This is a genomic window from Sphingomonas sp. CL5.1 (assembly GCF_013344685.1).
Lineage (GTDB): Bacteria > Pseudomonadota > Alphaproteobacteria > Sphingomonadales > Sphingomonadaceae > Sphingomonas.
The window spans coordinates 1226278-1248445 of record NZ_CP050137.1; the positions used below are offsets into that span (position 1 = coordinate 1226278).

At 63.2% G+C, this 22168-nt stretch carries 18 protein-coding genes and 4 pseudogenes; 10 read left to right on the plus strand and 12 right to left on the minus strand.

Annotation, left to right across the window (positions count from 1 at the left end):
• Nucleotides 1-92: 92 nt before the first annotated feature.
• Nucleotides 93-368 (plus strand): hypothetical protein, encoded by a 276-nt coding sequence (locus F9288_RS06160; RefSeq protein ID WP_174834728.1) that lies wholly within the window; start codon nt 93-95, stop codon nt 366-368.
• On the opposite strand, the gene F9288_RS06165 is transcribed toward F9288_RS06160, so the two are convergent.
• From F9288_RS06165 to F9288_RS06175, 3 genes are read right to left on the minus strand one after another with little or no spacing between them, the layout of a single operon-like run.
• Nucleotides 323-1756: an efflux transporter outer membrane subunit gene (locus F9288_RS06165; RefSeq protein WP_174835819.1), complete on the minus strand. Its 1434-nt coding sequence runs from the start codon at nt 1754-1756 to the stop codon at nt 323-325. The two genes, F9288_RS06160 and F9288_RS06165, sit on opposite strands and share 46 nt — an antisense overlap.
• Entirely contained in the window at nt 1756-3282 is a 1527-nt protein-coding gene (locus tag F9288_RS06170) for a DHA2 family efflux MFS transporter permease subunit (protein ID WP_174835820.1), read from the minus strand. The genes F9288_RS06165 and F9288_RS06170 overlap by 1 nt, the downstream gene beginning before the upstream one ends.
• The gene (locus tag F9288_RS06175) at nt 3282-4508 is read right to left on the minus strand and encodes an HlyD family secretion protein (protein WP_174835821.1); all 1227 of its coding nucleotides are present in this window, start codon (nt 4506-4508) and stop codon (nt 3282-3284) included. Before F9288_RS06175 ends, F9288_RS06170 begins: the two co-directional genes overlap by 1 nt.
• 242 nt (nt 4509-4750) lie before the next feature.
• On the opposite strand from F9288_RS06175, the pseudogene F9288_RS06180 reads away from it, so the two are divergent.
• The 3 genes and pseudogenes from F9288_RS06180 to F9288_RS06190 form a co-directional block, all read left to right on the plus strand.
• Nucleotides 4751-4951, plus strand: a pseudogene (locus tag F9288_RS06180) (IS21 family transposase); the annotation flags it as partial.
• The gene (locus F9288_RS06185; protein ID WP_174834729.1) at nt 4890-5039 is read left to right on the plus strand and encodes a hypothetical protein; all 150 of its coding nucleotides are present in this window, start codon (nt 4890-4892) and stop codon (nt 5037-5039) included. The pseudogene F9288_RS06180 and the gene F9288_RS06185, both read left to right, overlap by 62 nt.
• Nucleotides 5036-5506: a TetR/AcrR family transcriptional regulator gene (locus F9288_RS06190; RefSeq protein ID WP_174835822.1), complete on the plus strand. Its 471-nt coding sequence runs from the start codon at nt 5036-5038 to the stop codon at nt 5504-5506. The genes F9288_RS06185 and F9288_RS06190 overlap by 4 nt, the downstream gene beginning before the upstream one ends.
• Here F9288_RS06190 and F9288_RS06195 read toward each other — a convergent pair.
• Nucleotides 5498-5887 (minus strand): PaaI family thioesterase, encoded by a 390-nt coding sequence (locus F9288_RS06195; RefSeq protein ID WP_174835823.1) that lies wholly within the window; start codon nt 5885-5887, stop codon nt 5498-5500. The genes F9288_RS06190 and F9288_RS06195 overlap by 9 nt on opposite strands.
• A gap of 14 nt (nt 5888-5901) precedes the next feature.
• Complete coding sequence (locus tag F9288_RS06200; protein WP_174835824.1) at nt 5902-6357, minus strand: PaaI family thioesterase; 456 nt, start codon at nt 6355-6357, stop codon at nt 5902-5904.
• Between the two features lie 84 nt (nt 6358-6441).
• Here F9288_RS06200 and F9288_RS06205 point away from each other — a divergent pair, with 84 nt between their 5' ends.
• On the plus strand, nt 6442-7419 hold the full coding sequence (locus F9288_RS06205; protein ID WP_174835825.1) for an MlaD family protein: 978 nt from the start codon (nt 6442-6444) through the stop codon (nt 7417-7419).
• On the opposite strand, the gene F9288_RS06210 is transcribed toward F9288_RS06205, so the two are convergent.
• Nucleotides 7385-7720 (minus strand): hypothetical protein, encoded by a 336-nt coding sequence (locus tag F9288_RS06210; RefSeq protein WP_174835826.1) that lies wholly within the window; start codon nt 7718-7720, stop codon nt 7385-7387. The genes F9288_RS06205 and F9288_RS06210 overlap by 35 nt on opposite strands.
• Nucleotides 7721-7890: 170 nt before the next feature.
• A pseudogene (locus tag F9288_RS06215) lies at nt 7891-8573 on the minus strand (IS5 family transposase).
• A 204-nt stretch (nt 8574-8777) separates the two neighbouring features.
• Between F9288_RS06215 and F9288_RS06220 the strand changes: the two are divergent.
• The gene (locus tag F9288_RS06220; RefSeq protein ID WP_174835827.1) at nt 8778-9809 is read left to right on the plus strand and encodes an IS110 family transposase; all 1032 of its coding nucleotides are present in this window, start codon (nt 8778-8780) and stop codon (nt 9807-9809) included.
• Nucleotides 9810-10006: 197 nt separating this feature from the next.
• Nucleotides 10007-10594: an IS110 family transposase gene (locus F9288_RS06225; protein WP_174835828.1), complete on the plus strand. Its 588-nt coding sequence runs from the start codon at nt 10007-10009 to the stop codon at nt 10592-10594.
• 586 nt (nt 10595-11180) lie between these two features.
• Here F9288_RS06225 and F9288_RS06230 read toward each other — a convergent pair.
• Nucleotides 11181-12050 (minus strand): annotated as a pseudogene (locus tag F9288_RS06230) (IS3 family transposase); the annotation flags it as partial.
• 138 nt (nt 12051-12188) lie between these two features.
• Here F9288_RS06230 and F9288_RS06235 point away from each other — a divergent pair.
• From F9288_RS06235 to F9288_RS06245, 3 genes are all read left to right on the plus strand, one after another.
• Entirely contained in the window at nt 12189-12902 is a 714-nt protein-coding gene (locus F9288_RS06235) for a TetR/AcrR family transcriptional regulator (protein WP_254621096.1), read from the plus strand.
• Nucleotides 12902-14512 (plus strand): AarF/ABC1/UbiB kinase family protein, encoded by a 1611-nt coding sequence (locus tag F9288_RS06240; RefSeq protein ID WP_174835829.1) that lies wholly within the window; start codon nt 12902-12904, stop codon nt 14510-14512. The genes F9288_RS06235 and F9288_RS06240 overlap by 1 nt, the downstream gene beginning before the upstream one ends.
• Before the next feature lie 124 nt (nt 14513-14636).
• Nucleotides 14637-15584, plus strand: coding sequence for an IS630 family transposase (locus tag F9288_RS06245; protein WP_174835830.1), 948 nt, complete (start codon nt 14637-14639; stop codon nt 15582-15584).
• 122 nt (nt 15585-15706) lie between these two features.
• On the opposite strand, the pseudogene F9288_RS22110 reads toward F9288_RS06245, so the two are convergent.
• The 4 genes and pseudogenes from F9288_RS22110 to F9288_RS06260 all read right to left on the minus strand — a co-directional run.
• Nucleotides 15707-15897, minus strand: a pseudogene (locus F9288_RS22110) (IS5/IS1182 family transposase); the annotation flags it as partial.
• 323 nt (nt 15898-16220) lie between these two features.
• Nucleotides 16221-18005, minus strand: a complete 1785-nt coding sequence (locus F9288_RS06250) for an acyclic terpene utilization AtuA family protein (RefSeq protein WP_174835831.1) — start codon at nt 18003-18005, stop codon at nt 16221-16223.
• The gene (locus tag F9288_RS06255) at nt 18002-19207 is read right to left on the minus strand and encodes a CaiB/BaiF CoA-transferase family protein (RefSeq protein WP_174835832.1); all 1206 of its coding nucleotides are present in this window, start codon (nt 19205-19207) and stop codon (nt 18002-18004) included. Before F9288_RS06255 ends, F9288_RS06250 begins: the two co-directional genes overlap by 4 nt.
• Before the next feature lie 8 nt (nt 19208-19215).
• Complete coding sequence (locus F9288_RS06260) at nt 19216-22104, minus strand: TonB-dependent receptor (protein WP_174835833.1); 2889 nt, start codon at nt 22102-22104, stop codon at nt 19216-19218.
• Between the last annotated feature and the right edge of the window lie 64 nt (nt 22105-22168).

Consider the following 22168-nt stretch of genomic DNA (forward strand, 5'->3'; position numbering starts at 1 on the left):
AGGCTGCTTACAAACCTGTTTGTCTCCAACATTGCGCAAATCAATGCTGGTGAGGAACGCACAGGGAACGCTATGCTTCCACTGGAAGAAGCATGAAGAAGGTTGCTCGTAGCGACATCATAGGCCAGCGCGGCATGGCTCACATTGACGGCGTGGTCCATTCGATGGGCTACGTCTTCTATCCAAGCGATTTGCGCGACGGGAATCCGCCACCCTTCCCCTGGCTGCGCCACGTGTTCGCCGATGGCGGCTGTGCCGGCGACAAACTTCGTAATGCGCTCAAAAGTCGGCTCGGAGCAGTCAAACTCGCGCGATACTACTATTACGAAGATTTCGGAGTGCCCCACCCCAGTCCCAACGCCTTTTGAAGTGCGATGAAAGCCCGGGTCAGCTCGCCTTGCGCTACAACCGAAGACTGAGCCGCCGCTAAAGCTGCGCGCTGGGCATCGAGCGACGCTGTGAGCGGCACGGCACCGCGATCAAACCGCTGCGCCGCATAATCGGCGGACTGGCGCGCGCCTTCGGCGCTCCGGTAGGCCGACAGCAGATTCTTGCGCTGGTTGCCAAAGCGGGAAAGACTCGTCTCAGCGTCGGTCAATGCGGCCAACACGGCTTTGCGATACTGGGCCTCGGCTTCGTCGCGATCGGCGCGGGATTGATCAACCCGCGCGCGGTTGCGCCCGAGATCGAGGAAGCTCCAGTTGATCCTGGGGAGCAGGAGGCTGGACACGTTGTCTGTGTCGAGCACGTCGCCGATATTCGGACCCCCGAGTCCGATGATGCCCATGATGCTGATCGACGGAAATTGGCGGGCGACGTTCGCGCCGATCTGGGCGGTGGCGGCGGCGAGCTGTCGCTCGGCCGCGCGGATGTCAGGCCGCCGCCGCAGCATCGCCGCCGGATCGCCAATCGGCACGCTTGCAGGGAGCATCGGGATCGCGGCGGGCACCGCCAAGGTCGCGTCGTGCGTCCCAGGCTCATCGCCGGTGAGCAGCGCCAGCTGGTCAAGCGTAACGGCGATCTGCCCTTCGACCGGTAGCATGTCGCCTCGTGTTCGATTCAACTCTGTCCGCAGCCGCAAGACATCGTCGCGGGAGGACGCGCCGCGTTGCTCGCGCTGCTCGAGCAACGCAAGCGACTGGGCAAGCAACTCGGTCGAGCGCCGGGCTAGAATCAATCTCTGCTGAAGCTCGCGAAGCGTGATGTAGTTACTAGCGACTTCGGCCGACAACCGAACTTGGGCGTCGGCTAAATTCGCCTGCGCCGCGCTGGCCTGCGCGGAAGCAGCCTGGGCGGCCCGTCGGCGGCCGCCGAACAGGTCGATCTCCCAAGACGCGTCGAGGCCCACATTGTAGAATTCTGCCTTGATCCGGTCAGACTGCTGGCCTTGCGACGGCAACGCCAGCGATCCCGCCGGCAGCTCGGCGATGATCGCAGTTCCCGTCGCCGATAAGCTGGGCAACTGGTTCGCACGCTGCTCGCGCAGCGTGGCGCGTGCCTTTCGGACCCGCGCCTCGGCGATCGCGATGTCGGGACTGGCGGCCAGCGCGCGGTCGATCAGCGCGGTCAGTTGCGCATCTCCCAGCGACGTCCACCAGCGGGCGAGCGGCGGCTGCGGGACCGTCTGCGCGGCGTCGGCGCGCCGGAACTGCGCTCCCGCGCGCTCGGCGTTCGCGACGGGGCTCGGACCGCCATAGTCGGGTCCGACGGTGCAGCCGGCGAGGAACAGCGGAAGAAAAATAATGTATCGGGTCATCAGTGCATCGCCATTTGCGTGCCGGAGGGAATTGGGCGGAGAAACAACGCCAGCGGGGTCGTGATTGCGACTGCGACTCCGAGCGCGAAGAAAAGGTCGTTATAGGCCATGACTGTCGCCTGCCGGAGCATCTGACCGGCCAGCTGCCGATAGGCACCGGCTTCACCGGCCGGACCCGCCATGGCGTGCGCAAACCATTCCTGCGTCGTCGCGGAATTGGCCGACACCATCTCGCCGAGCCGGTTGAAATGGATGAACGTCTGGCGGTCCTGGAGCGTCGCCATTAGCGCCAGGCCGATCGATCCCCCGAGATTGCGTCCCGCATTGAACAGCGCGGACGCGTCGCCAGCATCTTCTGGCGCGACGGCGCTGATCGCCGCCTGGTTCAGGAACATCATCGCGAAAATCTGGCCAAACCCGCGCACCAACTGCGAATAGGTCATGTCGCCGCCCGATGATTGCGTGGTAAGATGCCAGTCCATCGCGCAGCTAAGGCCGATCAGCACCATGCCGACCATCACGGCAACCCGTACGTCGAGATATTTGAACGCCAAAGGCAGGAACGGCATCATGAAGAGCGCTGGAACGCCGGAGATGAAGACGACTTGGCCCGACTGCAGCGCGCTGTAACCGGCGTTGATCGCGAGGAACTGGGGGATCAGGAATGTCACGCCATAGAGCACGACGCCGATCACCAGGCTGAGAATGAAAACGCTGCCGAACGAGCGACTGAAGACGAGCCTAAGCTTTAACACCGGGTTTTCGGCGCGCACCTGTCCCACCGTGATCAGCGCGAAACCGAACACCGTCGCGATGGCGAGCTTCACGATCATCGCTGACTCGAACCACATCTCGCGTTGCCCTTCTTCGAGCATCACGGTTAGCGAACCCAGGCCGATCACCAGCCCGGCGATCCCGAGCCAATCAGCCTTGCGCAGCTCGTTGAGACGGAGGCGCTCATGGTCGAGTCCAAACAGAAGCAGCATCGCCAGTCCGGCACAGACAGGCACATTGAGAAAGAAAGCATAGTGCCAACTGTAATTGTCTGTCAGCCAGCCGCCGATGATTGGCCCCAGCACAGGCCCCAGGATTGCCGTCCCGCCGAATGCCGCTGTTCCAATCGGCTGCTGTGAGGGCGGGAGGCGCGTTGCGATGATCGTCATCGCCGTCGGAATCAGAGCGCCCCCCGTAAACCCTTGACCGACGCGACCGGCGATCATCGTCGGCAAGGTCGTCGACAAGCCGCAGGCGACCGAGAATGCGGTGAACGACACCGCGGCTCCGAGCAGGAAGTTGCGCAGGCCGAACAGTCGGACAAGGAAAGGGCTGAGCGGAATCATCACGATCTCCGCGACCAAATAAGACGTAGCGACCCAAGTGCCTTCTGTACCACTCGCGCCGATCTCACCTTGAATTGTCGGCAAAGCGGCGTTGACGATCGAAATGTCCAGCAGCGCCATGAACGACCCGATCGTTCCTGCCGCCACCGCGATCCAGTCTCGCGCACGAGCGCCATGAGAAGCCATCACTGCTGCGCCCTCGCCCCACCGCGCGTCAGCCGGTCGCTTTCCTCCTCGATTCGCTGCCTGCTTCCCTTTGCCCCAACCGTGTCAACGGTGACTTCGACCGACAGACCCGGCCGCAGCACCTTTCGCGCCTCCGGCCCTGCCTCGATGTTGATCCGCACGGGCACTCGCTGAACGATCTTGGTGAAGTTCCCCGTTGCGTTCTCGGGGGGCAGCAGGGAGAATTGCGCGCCGGTGCCCGGAGAGAAACTCGCGACCCTGCCACGCAACTCGGCACCATCGAGCGCATCGACCTTGATCGTCACTGGCTGGCCGACCCGCATGAGCGCAACCTGTGTCTCCTTGAAGTTTGCCTGCACGTAGATCTGATCGGTCGGCACGATCGACATCAGCCGGGTTCCCGGTTGAACGAACTGGCCGGCACGCACCGCCTTGTCCGCGACAACGCCATCGATGCTGCTGCGTATCTCAATCGATCCGAGGTCGATTGAGGCTCGCGAGAGCTGCGCCTCGGCCGCCCCACGCTGTGCCAGCGCCTGACCGATACGCGCGTCTTGAGTGGCCAGCATACGGCGTGCAGCGACGGCGGCGGCGCGTTGTGCCCGCAGATTTGCGAATGACCGGTCGCGATCTAAGACAAGCGCCGCCAGACGTTCGCGCGATTCAGCGCCGGACTGGGCAAGTGGCTCATAGCGGCGCACCTCGTTCGCTGCAGCGGCGGCGGCGGCAGCGGCGCTTGCCACCTGGGCGTTCGCCTGAGCGATCGACGCACGCTGCTCGTCTAAGGTACGCCGCGCGGTGCGAATACCTGCTTCGGCAGCCGAGACCTGGGCCTGCGCCTCGGCAACACCGGAGCGGAAGTCGCGCGGGTCGAGGACTGCCAGTAGCTGGCCTTTGCGCACCGGCTGGTTGTCGCTAACCAACACACGCTCAATATAGCCGCCAAGCTTCGGCGATATCGTCACGAAGTCAGCGCGGACATACGCATTGTTGGTCGATTGGCGGTATTGCCCCGTCTGCTCGTAATCCAGATACCACAGGCCGGCTGCTAAGATGCCCGCTACCAGAGTGGCTACGAGCACGACGCGAATGATTGGATAACGCGTGAGCAGGCCAGGCTTGCCCACGTCGGTATCGCCATCACCCGATTCTCCCGCATGACCTTTCTGCCCCCGACCTTCGTCGCGACTGTCCGCCGCGTCAGTCTTCGGATGCTCAACCGCCATGCTGGAACCTTAAGATATGTAAACCGTTCCGTATCCTAGAGAAGCGAGGAACTCGTTTCCAGCCGCTTTTCCGTTGCAAATAGGGGTCTCGTCAAAAAATTATCGTCACGGACAAAGAGCCGCCTGGTTGGTCGCGCGCGCGCTTGTGCTGGCAATGGCACTCGCCGGCGCGATTACGGCGTCGAACGCCAAGGCCCAAACAAGCGATGAGTCCGACGATGCGCGCCGGTTCTCGCGCGACCAGCTGCGACGTCGTCATCAACATCTTGACCCGCCAGCGGCAGCCACCGGCGCCGCTCACCATCGCCACGCCCGAAGGACTGCAGCTGCGTCACGAACCCGTGGCGGACTGCGCCCGCTATGACAGCCTGAGGGGGTCCTATGGAACGCCACACGATCCTGGAGATGATGGGAACGCTCAAGCTCGCAGGCATGCGGCATGACACGCCGATCCCCGCTTCGTCCGAACACGTGCGGCGCTGCGCTGAGCGCTGCTTCGAACACTTTAGCGGATGGAGCTGGCACAAGTGACCGTGCAGATGGTCGTCGCCGAAGCCGGCATCGGCTACGCCACGTTCTTCCGGCACTTCGCCTCGATCGATGCGCTGCTGATGGCTGTTTCGGAAACCATGATCGGCGAGATTGTTGAGCGGATCGGGCCGGCACTGGCTTCGGGCGATCAGGACGCGCTACTGAAAGCGGCTGCCACATATATCGCCGAGCAACGACGGCCGATTGCTGCAATTTTGATCGGCGGCGGCGAGCGCACACGGAAAGCAATCACTGCGCAGGCGATCGCCCGCGCCGAACACGTGCCCCTTGTGCTGGATCCTGGGCTACCGCCCGCGCTTGCCGTGACTCACCTGGTCGGCAGTGCGATCGACGTCGTGGCCTGGTGGGTGATCAATGGCGACGGCCACGACGCGGAGCGGCTTGTCGAAATGCTGCGGCGCCTCGCGCTCGCCCCCGTCACGGCAAGCGAACCGGCATCACGCTGACAGAGCGAACTCGCACTGGGCGGCGCAGACGGGCGAACTGAAATCTTCCTGCCAAGCGTCAGCGTGGACAACGGCGATGCGTCTTCCCGTGCGGAGGATTGTCGGTTGGGTGGTAATATCCCGCAAGCGCATCGGGGCCAGAAACTGTACGTTGACACTGATGAGCCGCGGCAGGACTTCACGGTCGAGGCTATGGGCTACAATGGCTCCGCACGCCAGTTCAAGGAACGCCGTTGCCGCGCCGCCATGGAGGGCGGGAAGGAGCGGATTGCCGATCAGATCGGGGCGTGGAGACAGGGTCCACGTCAAGCCGTCTTGCGTGACCTCGATCATCTCGCCCAACTTTGCGCCGAAGGCCGATGACGCGATGATCGTGGCCAAGCGTCCGTCCATGTTCACGCCGTTATCGGCCGGTTGATCGAGAATACACCCTGCGCTGAGGCGAACACATCTGCCGCATCCTGCTCCCACACTTCTGCACGCACAAACGCCCTGTCGCTCGTAAGTCGGTAACAGTGGGCCCATACCGTCACCGGGCACTTTGAGGCCGACGGGCGAATGTGATCGATCTTTAGATTCAAGGTCGAGATCAAGACCGGTCGTGCAAGCTTGGACATGACGGCAGCGCCGCATCCGTGGTCGATCAGGCTTGCCACCGCGCCGCTCGCCGCTCCTCCGTCTTGGTCCGACAAGTCCTTGCGCCAGGGCATCCGAAGTGCTGCCAGGCCGTCACCCGACGACAGAAACTCGATTTCCAGTGCGGCACTCCAAGGGATAGCGACCATACCGGCTTCTGACAGCACAGACAACATATACCCCCGCAATCCGTCGCGCACGTCAATTTTCAGCATCGAACGAGCGGCGTCAACCGTGCATACGAAACTATACCGTGCGGTTTACATCTTAGCGAGGCGCCAGTATCTTGGACGGCGGATATGGAGACCACTTCAAACCGACTGCTCGTATTCGCTGCCGTCGGCGTCCTCCTTCTATCGCTCGTTACGTTCTCGATATGGCTGCACTCTGCAAGCAATCCGACGGGTCGCGACTACCTTATTAGGTTCAAAGATAGCGTCTCCGGCATCCGTATAGGTTCTTCGGTCAGCTATTCGGGGGTGCCGGTCGGCTCGGTCACCTCTGTGCGCCTGACCGTGAACGATCCCTCGACGGTATTGGTCACCATCCGACTCGATCCTGAAGTTCCGATCCTGCACGGCGTAACGGCATCGATATCGCGTTCGCTCGTCGGGGGCGGGGCCGCCATCAGCCTCGATGGATCGCTGAAAGGAGCGTCAACAATCGTTGCGGTCAACGGCGAAGCGCTTCCCGTCATCCCGGCCAAAAACGGCGGCCTCCTCGGATCGGGAGGAGACCCGATGGCAATGGTCGAAAAGATCAGCCGCACTATCGACAAGGTGTCGACCAATTTCGACGCCCGCGGGCAGCAGCGTGCGCGCGATCGGCTCGCAGCGCTGGCCGATAGCTCGTCGGCATGGTCCAGCCGTGCCGCGCGCATTTCCGATTCGCTAACGGGCGCGCGCGGGAGGATATTGCGTGTCGGCACCTCCATCGCCAGCGCAGGGGAAGGAGCGGACCGATTAAGAGCAAAGATCAACGGGCAGCAAGGCGACGCGTTCAGTTCGGCCGATGAAAAGTTGCGCAGGGTGCAGCGCGGTATCGTGGCATTTGACCGCAGTGTCAGCGCCGCGCGGCCCTCGATCCGAGCGATCGACGCAAAGGGCAAGGCTATTACCGGCCGGGTTCGCTCGGTTCGCGCGAAGACGCGCGGCATCGCCGATCAGGCGGAACAGATCGATCGGATAGGCCTTCAGGTAGGTGCGCCCAGGCTTCCGGACTACAAGCGCGGGAAAAGAAGTGTCAGACCGCCCAGCGCCCCGCCGCCCACCCAATAATCAGACCGCCGACCAGGCCCGTCGTCAGGATCGGCACGTAGGCCCTGGTGATCACCGCGTCCGGAACGCTGAGGAGTAGCCCGACAACCGCGCCTATGACCCACACCGGAATGGGCATCTTCACCAAGGGGATCAGAAAGCCGATGGCGAACCTGCTGCAAAACGCCCCGAGTAACGCCGTTTTTTTGTCGGGGAAGTCCATTGGCACCATCAGCCCCATATCGATTGTACCGAACACGACGCCAGCAACTGTGCCGAATATCACTGGGTTCATAAGCTTCCCTTTGCGCTTGTTGTTCACCGAACCAGCTCATAGATGTCCACTCGGGGTTGATGGTGTGCTCGTGAGCGAACGCTGTCTCGTCCGCGCGAAGCACAATGCGCACCGCGTTCTGCTGCCCTCCAAGGTTGCGCACAACCTGCGCGATCGACTTGGCCTCGGCGCCGTTATCACAGAACTAGGGGCCGGACTCATAACCACCAGATGACGGTAGCGGCGATGGCGATGGTAGCCATGAAGGTTTTGATGTTTCGGTCGAAGCGCATGGCGACACGGCGCCAGTCCTTGAAGCGGCAGAACATACGCTCGATGACGTTGCGCTGTTTGTAGATGACGGGATCGCAGTCGAGTTTGACCCTGCGATGCCGCTTGGGCGGAATGACAGCGGCGGTGCCGCGCTCGGCAAGCCAGGCACGCAAGTCGTTGCTGTCGTATCCCTTGTCGGCGACGAGTTCGGCCGAGGGAGGCATGGCCGCGATGCAAGCCTTGGCGACCCGCATGTCATGGACGTTGCCGGGCGTCAGCAGGAGGACGTGCGGCCTGCCCCTTGTGTCGCAGATGGCGTGGAGCTTGGTGTTCCTGCCGCCACGCGTCTGGCCGATAGCATTGGCCAAGGCCCCCCTTTTGCGCCGCCGGCGGTGCGGTGGACCTTGATGCAAGAGCTGTCGATGAACAGCCGATCGGGCGCGTCGTCGGCCCCGGCCAGTGCCGAGAAGATATCTTCCCACACCCCGCGCTCCGCCCAGCGTACGAACCGATTGTAGAGCGTCTTCTTGGGCCCATAGACTTGCTCGGGACAGTCACTCCACCGCCCGCCCGACTGCAACGCGTGGACGATGCCCGACAGTACCCGCCGATCATCGACCCGCGGCATCCCCCGCGTATCGGTCGGTAAAAGCGGCGCTATCCGCGCCCACTGCGCATCCGAAAACCAAAAGAAATCCGCCACATCCAACGCCTCCTCAACGGACGCGTTGAATCATATGTGGACCTCGGGTAATCGCGGCATCGAGTCGAATGATCGATAGTGTTGCGATCCGGGCGCTTGGCCCGGTGGTAAGCACCATCGGAGGTTTCAATGCCACACTCAGTAGGTTTGGACGTATCACAGAAGACCACGGCGATCTGCGTGGTCGATAGCGAAGGGCGGCGGATCTGGAGAGGAAGCTGCCCAACTGACCCTTGTTCGATCTCGAAACTCATCTCCAGGTATGCTGGCGCTGACGCGAAGTTGGGTGTCGAGACCGGAGCGATGACACCGTGGCTTGTGCACGGCCTGCGTGCTGCTGGTCCCGATGTCGCGGTCCTTGACGCCCGCCGGGTGAAAGCAGCGCTGCAAATGAGGTTGAACAAGACCGACCAAAATGACGCGGAAGGGCTGGCGCAGGTGGTACGGACAGGCTGGTACCGCTCCGTCCACGTCAAGTCGTTGGATGCTCACCAAGCACGATCCCTTCTCGGCGCGCGAGCCCAACTCGTTGGAATGCGGACGCGCCTCTCCAACATGGTGCGCGGCGTGCTCAAGACATTCGGCCTGCTGCCGGGTGCTGACCGCGGGCTCAGGTTCGATCGCCGCGTCGAAGCAATGGTCGAGGATACGCCGGACGTCGCGTTGATCGTGCGACCGCTCCTTGCCACCTGGAGACAGCTTCGCGAACAGATTGCCGTCTTCGACGCGGCCGTTCAGCGCCGGGTGAAGGCAGACGCGACCTGCAGATTGCTGATGACAGTTCCGGGCATCGGCGCCCTGTCGGCGCTCGCATTCGTCAGCACGATCGAAGATCCAGCACGTTTCTCTCGCTCGAGATCCGTCGGAGCGCATCTCGGCCTGACGCCGCGGCGTTACCAGTCAGGTGAGATCGACCGTAGCGGGCGCATTTCTGGATGCGGCGACGTCCTCGCGCGAACGCTCATGTACGAGGCCGCCATCGTGATCCTCCATCGAGTGAAACGAGCGCTGCACCTGAAGGACTGGGCTCTGGCGATCGCCGAGCGAGCCGGACCAGGCAAGGCGAGGGTCGCGCTGGCGCGGAAACTGTCGGTGATCCTGCACAGCGTGTGGCGCTCGGGTGAGCCGTTCCGCTGGGAGCCAGTCCCTTCCGCAGCCTAACCAGATCGTCCGGCACGAGCCGGATGTACGTGTCGCCTCGGGCGGGGTGTGGGTGACTGCGCGGTAGGGGCCATGGGCACGTGATCTGACGTCAGCCCGTTGTGGACCTTGCAGCGCCCGCGCTTTTCCGACCGGACCAGATGCTGCGGCGGCCAATGCCGACCGCGAAGAGAACCATGACCCGGAAGGCGACTAAGATGTTGACCAAGGAGCCACGATTAGAGAACCGCGGGCTCAGGTTCGATCGCCGCGTCGAAGCAATGGTCGAGGATACGCCGGACGTCGCGTTGATCGTGCGACCGCTCCTTGCCACCTGGAGACAGCTTCGCGAACAGATTGCCGTCTTCGACGCGGCCGTTCAGCGCCGGGTGAAGGCAGACGCGACCTGCAGATTGCTGATGACAGTTCCGGGCATCGGCGCCCTGTCGGCGCTCGCATTCGTCAGCACGATCGAAGATCCAGCACGTTTCTCTCGCTCGAGATCCGTCGGAGCGCATCTCGGCCTGACGCCGCGGCGTTACCAGTCAGGTGAGATCGACCGTAGCGGGCGCATTTCTGGATGCGGCGACGTCCTCGCGCGAACGCTCATGTACGAGGCCGCCATCGTGATCCTCCATCGAGTGAAACGAGCGCTGCACCTGAAGGACTGGGCTCTGGCGATCGCCGAGCGAGCCGGACCAGGCAAGGCGAGGGTCGCGCTGGCGCGGAAACTGTCGGTGATCCTGCACAGCGTGTGGCGCTCGGGTGAGCCGTTCCGCTGGGAGCCAGTCCCTTCCGCAGCCTAACCAGATCGTCCGGCACGAGCCGGATGTACGTGTCGCCTCGGGCGGGGTGTGGGTGACTGCGCGGTAGGGGCCATGGGCACGTGATCTGACGTCAGCCCGTTGTGGACCTTGCAGCGCCCGCGCTTTTCCGACCGGACCAGATGCTGCGGCGGCCAATGCCGACCGCGAAGAGAACCATGACCCGGAAGGCGACTAAGATGTTGACCAAGGAGCCACGATTAGAGAACGGCCTCCGCTTACAAGGCATTGAGCAGATAAAAGTGACGGATCGCTTGCGATCATATGTCCGGCCTGTTGTTGCGGTCGCACGTGACCGCTGGCCAAAATGGCCTCCGCGACGAGGGTTCCAAACAACCTGGCGACCTGATGAAGGCCATTGATTCAAACGGATTGTCCCTCGTCGTGGATCGATCGATCACACCATCTGCTGCTCGTCTTGCAAGTTACGGCCTCATCTCGGCACGGTCGCATCGTTGTTGCTCCCCGTGCCGGCTGAACTTCAGGCGGCTTGTGCGATCGGCTGTCGGCCATGAGCCGCTGGAACTGCTCGCTGGTATATTGGGCGGATTCAACCGGTCGTCGCAACACCCTGGTCGGAGTGATGCAACAGGGCATCGGGCTTGCCACGACGCCAGATCGCCATGACCAGCGCGTCGGTGACGAGTTGCGCCGTCATCGTGTCGCTCATCGACCAGCCGACCACACGCTTGGAGAACAGGTCGATCACTGCCGCCACGTAGAGCCAGCCTTCGATCGTCCAGATATAGGTGAAGTCGGCGACCCACTTGCGGTTCGGGGCATCCGCGCTGAACTGGCGATCGAGCACATTGTCCGCGATTATCGAGCGTTCGCCGGCGTCCTTGGGCAGCCCGCGACGCCGGGGCCGCGCCTTCAGCCCGTGCAGGCGCATCAGCCGTTCGATGCGGTGCAGGCCGCATGCAAGGCCTTCGGCCAGAAGATCGTGCCAGACGCGACGCGCGCCATAGGTCCGATCGCTGGCGATGAAGCTGGCGCGGATCTTCGCGCTGAACGCCTCGTCGCTGGATGAGCGTGCGCTCGGCGCGCGCGTGAGCCAGGCATGAAAGCCGCTGCGCGAGACCCCGAGCACCTCGCAAATCCACGATACCGGCCAGATCCCCCGGTGCTTCGCGATGAAGGCGAACCTCATATCGAGTCCTTCGCGAAGTAGGCCGCCGCTTTTTTTAGGATGTCGCGCTCCGCCTTCACCCTGACAAGCTCGCGGCGAAGCCGCTCAATCTCAAGCTGCTCGGGCTTCATGTTGCCGTGACCGGGAAATGCCGCTCCCGCATCGGCCGCCGCCTCGTGGACCCATTTGCGCAGCACATTTACATGTAAATCCAGATCGCGCGCGGCCTGCGCCACGATCGTGTCCCACCGCGTGGTGTAGCTTCACCGCCTCCAGCTTGAACTCCCGGCTGAACTTCCGTCGTTGCATTGTCACCCTCCGGTTCCATAAACACCTTATCTCGGTGTCCACGAAACCGGCAGCAGCTCACGCGTACCTGTCCGCCTCAAACCAAAAGTTGGTAAGAAACCCGGGGTAACTATCGACATCCTCTCTCGTCAGGCGCGCATGAAGCGAGTAGTGCTGTGGCGGGAGACGGTGTTGAGAGACGCAAACGAGGAGCGCCCGAAGCGCGCGCGAAAAATGGGGCGGCCCACGATCGTTGAAGCCGCCCGTCTCGCGCCTCACATACTCAGAAGCGCGCGTGACGTCTTTTTCGAGCGCGGGTTCGACGGAGCAAGTTCGGACATGATTGCCGAACGGGCCCGGATTTCGAAGCGAACGCTCTATGCGCGTTTCGGCAGCAAGGCGCGCGTGTTCGAAGCGGTGATCCTCGACGAAATCGACACCCAATTGCGCGCACTGGAGCCGACGATCGACGATCAACTCGATGTCGCCGTGAGGCTCAAGTCGATCGCGGACGTATTGCTGGCATGGTTGTTGACCACGCGAATCGCGTCGATGGAACGGGTCGTCATTGCCCAGGCCGTGCGCTTTCCCGCGCTCGCGGCGAACATCCATGATTTCGGATTTCAGCGCGCCGTTCAATGGGTCGCAAGCATCCTCGCGCATGCAGCGGCGAAGGGCGAAATAACCGTGTCCGACCCGGTCTTCGCCGCCGAACAGTTCGTCACGCTCGTCGTGGTCGCGCCCATGCGGCGGTCGGCGCTGGGCCTCGCGCCAGCGGCGTACGATGCAGCGGCAAAGGACCGCGTCAGTCGCGGCATCGACCTGTTCCTGACCGGCTGTCGGCCCGGCACCCCGGCCGACGATGGCGCGTAATGATCGAGGAAGACGTTCCGATCGGTGAGCGCGCTCGTTTCGCAGAATTGGCCGGGATATTCGTCCGCCACGGCCTTGGCGGGCTTGCGGCACGCTTGGGTCTGGCTTTGGGAAGCCCGGATCAGACAGGTGAGAAGGACGCTCCCGGGCGAGTGGTCGCCATGCTGCGCGAGCTCGGACCGGTCGCCGTCAAGCTAGGCCAGGTGCTGGCGACGCGCGAGGATCTGCTGACGCCAGAATGGGTGGCGGCGTTGGCCACGCTTCAGGATCAGGTCACGCCGCTCCCCTTCGAGCAGATCGAAGCAGATCTGGCAGCCTCGCTCGGCGCACCGGTCGACCAGGTGTTCGCACGCTTCGATCGGACGCCCATCGCAGCCGCGTCGATCGCGCAGGTTCACTCTGCGGCGCTCCAGGACGGGACCGAGGTCGTGGTCAAGATCCGCCGTCCCGGTATTGCCACGCGGGTCGATGCTGATCTGCGGCTGTTACGACGGGTCGCGCGATTGGCGGAGAAGCAATCGCCTGAGGTGCGTCGCCTCAAGCCCGACGAACTCCTGCGCTCCTTCGCCGAAGGTCTGTCGCAGGAAATGGACCTCAGCGCGGAAGCCGCGGCCTGCGAGAGCATCGGCGCGTATCTGACGACCCTTGGCGTATATACACCGAGGTTCTTCTGGGACCATGTCGGCCGACGGGTCAATGTGCAGGAAAGGCTGGTCGGCCAATCCGTCCGTGCGATCACGGCCGTTCCGATCGATCGATCAACCGCAAAGGCGATCGCCGGCACCTACGCCGATGCAGTGCTTCGCATGATCATCTTCAACGGGCGCTTCCATGCCGATCCCCATCCCGGCAACGTGTTCGTGCAACCTGACGGGACGATCGCGTTCATAGACTTCGGTGCGGTGGGAACGCTGACCCCCGCCCGCCGCTCCGAACTGGTCAGCCTGGTACTGTCCATTGCGGGCGATGATGCCCGCGGGGTCGGCGACGTGCTGATGCGATGGTCCGGCGACTATACCGTCGATGCGCGTTCGCTCCACCGAGACCTTGAAGAACTGATAGGCGAATTCCGCGGCGCCGTCCTTGAGCAGATTCAGCTATCGGTGATTTTCCAACGCGTCTTCGCGTTGCTCCGCGACTATCGCCTCGCGCTGCCGCCTGATCTGGCGCTGTTGCTGCGCACCCTTCTTACCGCCGAGGGGTTCGTCCGTTCGCTCGACCCTGAATTCGACATCGCGGCGAGGGCGATGCCGATCGCTCGCGAGCTGATGCGTGAACGCCTAAGTCCTGCCGATCTCAAGAAGGGCGGACGCCGATTGGTTGCCAGCTTGGGGAGGCTGGCGGCGGCTTCGCCAGAACTAGTGGCCCTTGCGGAAAGCGTGGCGCGATCGGGTGCACTCCCGGTGGAGGTCAGGACCACGGCCCGACCTTCTTCAAACATTACAGGGCGCGTCGGCGACCCCAATGTTCTCACGGTAGGCTTCTTGGTAGCTGGAGCGCTGTTGGCGGACAGTCACACAGTTCCTGCTACGATTCTGTTCGCCGCCGCCATCGCCAACTTTGTTCTCAGTTGGTGGGTTCGCAAAGGCGAGGGTCCGAGGGGGCCATAGATAGCATGCAGCGCCGAACCGTCTTGGTGGCTAGAGCAAAATCTGATCTGATAGATTCGCTTTGGGATTCCCTTAGGATCAAAAGTCTGATTCATGATGCCGTCCGAGCGGAGGTCGGCGTGTCATGGCGAAATCTTTATCTGCGGATCTTCGTTCTCGTGTGATCGCGGCGGTCGATGGCGGTCTGTCACGACGGGCAGCGGCCGACAGGTTCGGTGTCGGTGCCGCCAGCGCGATCCGTTGGGTGCGCGAGTGGCGCGATAGCGGTACGACCAGTGCGAAGCCGCAAGGTGGCGACCGGCGATCCCGACGGATCGAAGCGTATCGAGAGGTGATTTTAGCGACGATCGAGCAGCAGGTGGACATCACGCTGGTCGAATTGGCCGAGATGCTTCGGGCCGAGCATGGTGCCGCGTTCGCGGCGAGCACGATCTGGCGTTTTCTCGACCGTCACGACATGACCTTGAAAAAAACGGCGCACGCGAGCGAGCAGGAGCGGCCCGACGTCGCCGCGCGGCGACACGCCTGGTTCGATGCCCAGCCTGATCTCGATCCCGAGCAGTTGGTGTTCATCGACGAAACCGGCGCCTCTACCAAGATGGCTCGTCTGCGGGGACGCGCAAAGCGCGGCATGCGATGCCGATCATCCATCCCACACGGCCATTGGAAGACGACCACCTTCACCGGCGCGCTCCGCCTGTCCGGCATGACCGCGCCGATGGTGCTCGACGGACCGATGACAGGGGAATGGTTCGTCGCCTATGTCGAGCACGTCCTCGTCCCGACCTTACGGCCCGGCAATGTCGTGATCCTCGACAACCTTCCTGCCCACAAGAACGTCGCCGCCCGCGAAGCCATCGAAGCGACGGGCGCGCGGATGCTCTTCCTCCCGCCATACAGCCCCGACTTCAATCCGATCGAGAATGCCTTCTCAAAGCTCAAGGCCATCCTGCGAAAGGCTGCTGCTCAAACCATCCCCGACCTGTGGGACACAATCCGCGACGCCCTGCCGTGCTTCACGCCAGAAGAGTGCGCAAACTACTTCTCGGCCGCCGGATATGAACTGGAATGATCGGAATCTGCTCTAGGCAGTGCCCGATCTGACGGAACCGTGATAATTCGAAAAAAAGAATTTGGGCAAAATGCCCCACCATTTCGGAAGGCGTGATTCGACATTGCCCGGCAGAGTCACCTATAGTCGCTGATCTGACCGGCGGTAATGAAGAAACTCAACGGGCGATCATTCGCATCGGTAAAGGCATGGGGCTTGGTGTTCATGCCGCCTTTGATTCGGCCAATCAGTCGGCCAAGATCCCCCTTTTTATCGTCAGCCTCGATGCCGCGCGGCGCGTCTTCAGATGGGACACGTCGATCATCACCGGTTCACCTCAAGCCAGCTCCAAAGGTCGGCCAGCGGTTCGGCGATTTGCCGCTCATCGAAGGCGCGCGCTGCTGCCAGGTGCAGCGTCTCCGCGACAGCGCGTACTGTCACCAAGCTTCGTGCCATTGTCGCGCTCGCACCTGTCCGCTGGCGCCTACGACGCGCTTTCTGGTCTGGGCTGGCCTCCACCGGCGACCTCGATGTTATCACGGCGGGAATGTGCTGGGCGACATCAGCATCGTGTTCGAACCTGCTGTGAGTCCGCACCTATTGCATTTACTCTTTCCAGCAGGTTGCCCAAGCCCGCTGCTCGGCGGTGCGTGACTCTCAGTGTGGGCCATTTCGTGCGGCGAGAGCCAGCGGTAACGCCATAACTTTGGACCTGACATACTCCCCCAAGGCCTTGGCTTGGGTGTCGAAGCGCAGTGTCTCAGTCGCACCGCCATCGAGGAGGGCCTTGATCACGAAGTTAACGGCGCAAAGGTTAGGGAGGGCGTAACGCTCGATCGTCAACCCGGCCGTTTCCGGCAACAGGCTCGCCAATGTCTCGACCGTGAGCTTTGAGACCAGCCACTCATATCCGAGATCATCCTTCGCCCATATCCCGACGTTCCCGTTACCACCCTTGTCTCCCGAGCGAGCATCGAACGCCGTCCCGATCGGCGCATCGACAGTGTCGCCCCAATCCCGCTCGGTATAGGTTGTCGCGGGTTGCCGAAGCTCGATCCAGGCCATGACGGGTGGTCGAGCAGCCTCCAACCGCGTGCCGTCCGCCAGCACCGCGACATGAGCGAGCAGATCCTGAAAAACGACTGCGGGCCAATAGACGCCAAACGCGGTCGCGCCTCGAGTTCCAGCCCGGAGCGAGAATAGGCCGGGATAGCTAGCCAAACCAAGCTCGACCGACGCGTCGAAGAAGTTCCGCCCGACAGCAGCCTCCGACCCTTGCGCGCTGACCTTAAGGAAGCTCGTTGCCGCGAGTTGATCCGCTGGGCGCGGATCCACCCCGCCAATCAGGTCGAAGCGCAGCGCGGTGAGGTCGGCGTCCACCAGCTGCGCGCGGAATCCCCGCTCCAGCAGATGCGCCTTCTCAGCGCGATCGAGGCCAGTCAGCACGAACATCATGCTGTTCTCGAAGCCGCCGAGGGCAGTGATCGCGACTTTAGTCGTGACCGAAGGCGGAGTACCACGCGTGCCGTAAAGACGAACGCGGTCCTGACCCAGCTCCTCGAGCTGGATCGTATCGAGCTGCACGGTCACGTCGGGATTGAGATAGTCGAGCCCCTGGATCTCGTATAGCAGCTGCGCCGTGACGGTGCCGGCCGTCACGGCTCCCCCGGTCCCGGGATGCTTAGTGATGACGCTACTTCCATCGGCAGCTATCTCGGCGAGTGGAAAGCCTGGACGGATCGGATCCGCGATAGCGGCGACGCCGGAGTAGTTGCCGCCGGTCGCCTGCGTTCCGCACTCAATCACATGCGCCGCGGCGACCGCGCCGGCGAGCGCGTCCCATTGATCGAGTGGCCAGCCGTGCCACCAGGCTGCGGCGCCAACCACGACGGAAGCGTCCGTAACCCGAGGGCAGATCACGATGTCGGCTCCCGCGCCGAGTGCCGCCACGATACCCCAGGCGCCGAGATAGGCGTTCGCGGTGAGGGGCCGGTGGCCCCAAGATGACAGCGGTTTCCCCGTGTCGAGGTGTGAAAGGGGGTTTCCTTCTTCCTGGAGGGCATCCAGCCTCGGCAACAGGTCGTCGCCTTCGACATGGGCAATCGAGAGGGGGACCCCCCGCGCGCCGCACGTGCGACGCAGCCGCTCGGCAAGTGTCGCCGGCGCGAGTCCGCCGGCATTGACCACGACCTTCACCCCGCGTGCCGCGATCTCCTCAAGTAGGGGGTCGATCTGCCGTTCGAAGGTCTTGGCGTAGCCTGTCTCGGGATCCTTCAACCGGTTCTTCGCGAGCACCAGCATGGTGACCTCGGCGAGGTAGTCGCCGGTAATCACGTCCACCTCGCCGCCCCGCAGGACCTCCTCCATCGCGCTTAGGCGATCGCCGTAGAATCCCGAGCAGTTGGCGATACGGACGGGGCGATTTCCCCTTTCATCGGTCATTTTGTCTCTCCGAATGCGCCTTCACGGCGCCACATCGCTATCTGTTCGTCACCGGCTTCCAGCAATTCGGCCAGGATCGCGTTGGTGCCTTCCGCTAGTTCGGGGGCGGCGCGCACCTCGACGGACGAGTCGCCCAGACGGATGGGCGATCCAGGCACCGGGATGGTTCCCCGCAGCGGATGCTCCACGTCGCGGATCATGCCCCGCTCGCGCAGATGGGGATCTTCGGCTACCTCGCGGACGGTCAGCACGGGGGCCGAAGGCACACCCTTCTCCGCCAGCATGCGCACCAAGGCCCATCGATCGAAGCCGCGGGTCCACGCCTCTACTTGCGCGTCGAGCTCGTCCATATGCTCGAGCCGTGAATACCGGGTGGCATACCTCGGGTCCGACGTCATCTCCGCGCCGCCGGCCAGTTCCATCACGCCGATCGCGTGCCGTTCGTTCGCGGACATGATCGCGATGTGTCCGTCGGCCGCGCGGTAGACGTTGTAGGGGGCGACCGCGAGGCCACTGTGCCTGTTCCCCGTGCGCTCAGGCACGACCCGCGCGGGATCATTGTAGAGCGCACCCAACACGGAAGCCAGAGCGGGATAGATCGTATCGTGCATGGACACCTCGACCGCTTGCCCGCGTCCTGTATGCTCGCGCTGATAAAGGGCCGTGGCGATCCCCGCAAACAGATGAATTCCGCCCATGATGTCCGCGAACGCCGGCCCTGCTTTGACCGGCGGACCATCGGGAAACCCCGTAGAGGCGATTACCCCGGCCATCGCCTGGACCGTGATGTCCATGGCCGCCATGTGGGCATAGGGGCCCTGGTTGCCGTAGCCCTTGCCCGAGGCGAATATCAGTCTCGGATTCCGCTCCATCAGCGTCGTCGGCGAGAGCCCCATCCGCTCCATTGCGCCGGGCGCGAAGTTCTCGATCACCACGTCGACCTCGGACGCGAGGTCCAGGAACAGCGACTTCCCGGCCTCGGTCTTCAGGTCGAGTACGATGCTGCGCTTGTTCGAGTTCAGCATCATAAACTCGTGCGTCTCGACGGCGTCGGTCGACCGGAAGCGAAGCCGTTCGCCTCCGGGTGGTTCGACCTTGATGACGTCGGCGCCGAGAAGCCCAAGCAGCAGGCCGCAATAGGGACCGTTGTAGATCTGTCCCATGTCCAGCACGCGCAGTCCGCTAAATGCCTTGTCCGTCATCACGCTCCTTAGAACTTTGCCTGGAAACCGAAAGTGAAGTAACGTCCGATCACGTCGTAGAGCGCGAAGTTCGTGCTGCGGTAGCCACCATAGGGGATGGTCGGCACGATCGGCGGTTGCCGGTTGAACAGGTTGTTGACGGTGAGGAAGAACTGCCCCGTCCCGCCCATACCCGGCGCGCTGAAACGGGCGGTTACGTCCGTATACCAGACCGCACCGACATGGTTATCGGCGAACGTGCCCGCCGCGGCGGTGGTGTCGATTTTGCCCGAGCCAATAAAACGTTCCTGCGCGAACAGATCGACCGGCCCCGCAACGTAGTTGACCGATAAGGTGCCGCTCCACCGTGGGGTTCCCGTGGTGCCGATGTCGCCTGCACGTTCGATCGGTGCCGTGCCCGGCAAGGTCGTCTCGTATTTGTCGAGGTAGGTGAGGAGCCCGCGCAGCTTCAGGTCGCCACCGCCGAGCTTGATCGAGTAAAGGGCTTCCATATCGACGCCGCTGGTCTTGATCGACGAAAGGTTGAGGGTCGGGATCAGCAGCGTGAGCTGGCCGTTGTTTGTGATCTGCGCGCAAGCCGGCTGGAAACCTTGGTTGCATTGATCGATCGTCTGCTGCGGAGTGAGCTGCGCGATCGCCCCGTTCAGCTTGATGTTGTAATAGTCCACGGAAAGGTTGAAGCCTGGCAAGAAGCCGGGTTTGAACACCGCGCCGGCGGTGAGAGTGTCCGCCCTTTCGGGTGCCAGGTTCGGATTGCCGCTGCGTCGGCCGATGAAGGCGGTGGTCATGTTGTTGTAGAGAACCGTCCCCTGGATGCTGACAGGACCAGTGTAGAGTTCGGACACGTTCGCGGCGCGGATGTCGCGCGACCGCGTGAACCGCAGGCGCAGTCCCGAAATGGGGTCGAAGACCGCGCCTGCCTTCCATGCAACGAGCGACCCCACCGTGCTGTAGTCGATCAGTCGCGCCGCGCCGTTCAGGGTGAGCGCCTTGCCGACCGGAGAATTCTTCAGGACCGGGACTTCGACCTCAATGAAGCCCTCGCGCACGTCGTAGCTGCCGCGAAGCGGTTGCGGGTTGGAAAGAAAGTAGGATCCAAGTTGCCCAACGAATGAACCCGGGATTCCCCGGACGCCCACATTAGAGATCACCGTCTGCGACAATGCGTCGGACGTCTGGTTCGCGGATTCACGTCGGTATTCGATGCCCGCCGCGACGCTTACCTTGCCGGCCGGGAGCTCCAAGGCGGAACCGCGCACCGTCAGCGACCCAACGTCCTGGGTCAGCCGCAGCTTCTGGACGGCCGTGCCCATGAAGTAGTTCAGCGCCGCCGACGATACCGAGCCGTCGCCGAACAGGTTTACCGGCACGCAACCCGGATTGTATCCCTGCAGCGTGGAGCGGCAGACGATCTGGTTTGTCGCCGGATCCCGCACGGCGTCGGCCGCCGCGAAAAGACGGCGGTAGATCGGGTTGTTGTAGGTGTCGACCTCATAGTTGTTGGTGCCATGAGCGTAGTAGCCCTCGACCTCCCAGTCGCTGCCAAGCTTCCAATTGAAGCCTCCGGTCACCCGCCACGTGTCGCTGCGAGCCTTCACGCGCGAGAAACCGAAGTCGCGATCGACGCGGGCCAGCCGGAACGACGTGACGCCGGCGCCTGCCAACTGGTTACGGAGGGCGTCGGACAGGTAGGCGTTGTCGTTGTAGATGGTAAAGGCGGTGCCGGCCGTTTGGCTGGAGCGCGCGACGTCATAGCCAGAAGTGGACCGCGCGGCTCCGCCCTCGACGAACAGCGAGAGGTTGTCGGTCACGTCACCGGTTAGCCGGACGAAAGCATTGTAGCTTTCCAAACCCGAGGTGAATCCGAATTGCGACGGGGCGCCGTCCCCCCCGATCATCGTGGTCGCGGTGACCGCGGTCCCAAGCCGGAACGGTGCAGTGGCACCACCCGCGAGAAACTGCGTGTTGTTCAGCGGACCGCCCACGATCAGGCCGCCGAAGGTGGCGTTCGAGGCAACCGTCGGTGCTATGAGCCGCGAAGGGGCCCCATTGGGATTGACGATGATGGCATAGGCAGCGTCTGCCCAAGGGCGGCTGTTCCCGCCGCGGATCTCGTCGGTTTGACGATACTCGATGCTGGCGATGAGATGGGCGCGCCCGCCGAACAGCGGCGTGCCATAGGAAAGTGCAGCCTGCCGCGACCCCCCATCTCCTTCATTCGAGATTCCGGCCTGTGCTCGTACGCGAAACCCGGTGAAGTTCTTGTCGAGCACGAAGTTGACCACGCCCGCTACGGCGTCGGACCCATAGGCTGCGGACGCGCCGCCCGTCACGACTTCTACGCGTGCCACGAGATCCTGGGGAAACAGGTTGATGTCGGGCGACCCCGCGCTGCTCGAGGCGACGACGCGGCGGCCATCGAGCAATGTGAGAGTGCGCTGTGATTCCAGCCCGCGCAACGACAGGAAGCTCGCGCCGTTTCCCCGCACGCCCGAGGGCCCGGCCGTCGACGCGCGTGATGAGTTCCGGAACTGTGGCAGCTGGGTCAGTCCATCGGTCAAAGACGTCGGCGCCGCCGATCGCAGGTCGTCCGTGGTCGCGACCGTAACCGGCGTGGGGGAGGCGAACCCGGTCTTCAACCGGCTGCCGGTCACGACAATGTCGCCGTTGCCGCCGTCAGAGCTTGTCTGAACGTCCGTGCCCGCGACCGTGCCTGACGTATTGTCCTGTGCGGACGACGGCTCGCAGTTGCCGCTCGCGCGCGGTTCTCCCTGCCCCCGACACCGGTCCCCGGTCTGGTTCTGCGGTGGGGCCGGTGCCGTCTGGGCGACGGCCGTGCCCGGCAGTACGATCAGGGCGATCATCGCCGAGGAAGTAAAGAGGTTCCGCACGTTCATGTTCATCTCTCCCATTTCTAGTTTGTCATTATCGTGGCTCACGTCTGCAGTCGGTGTGGTCGAA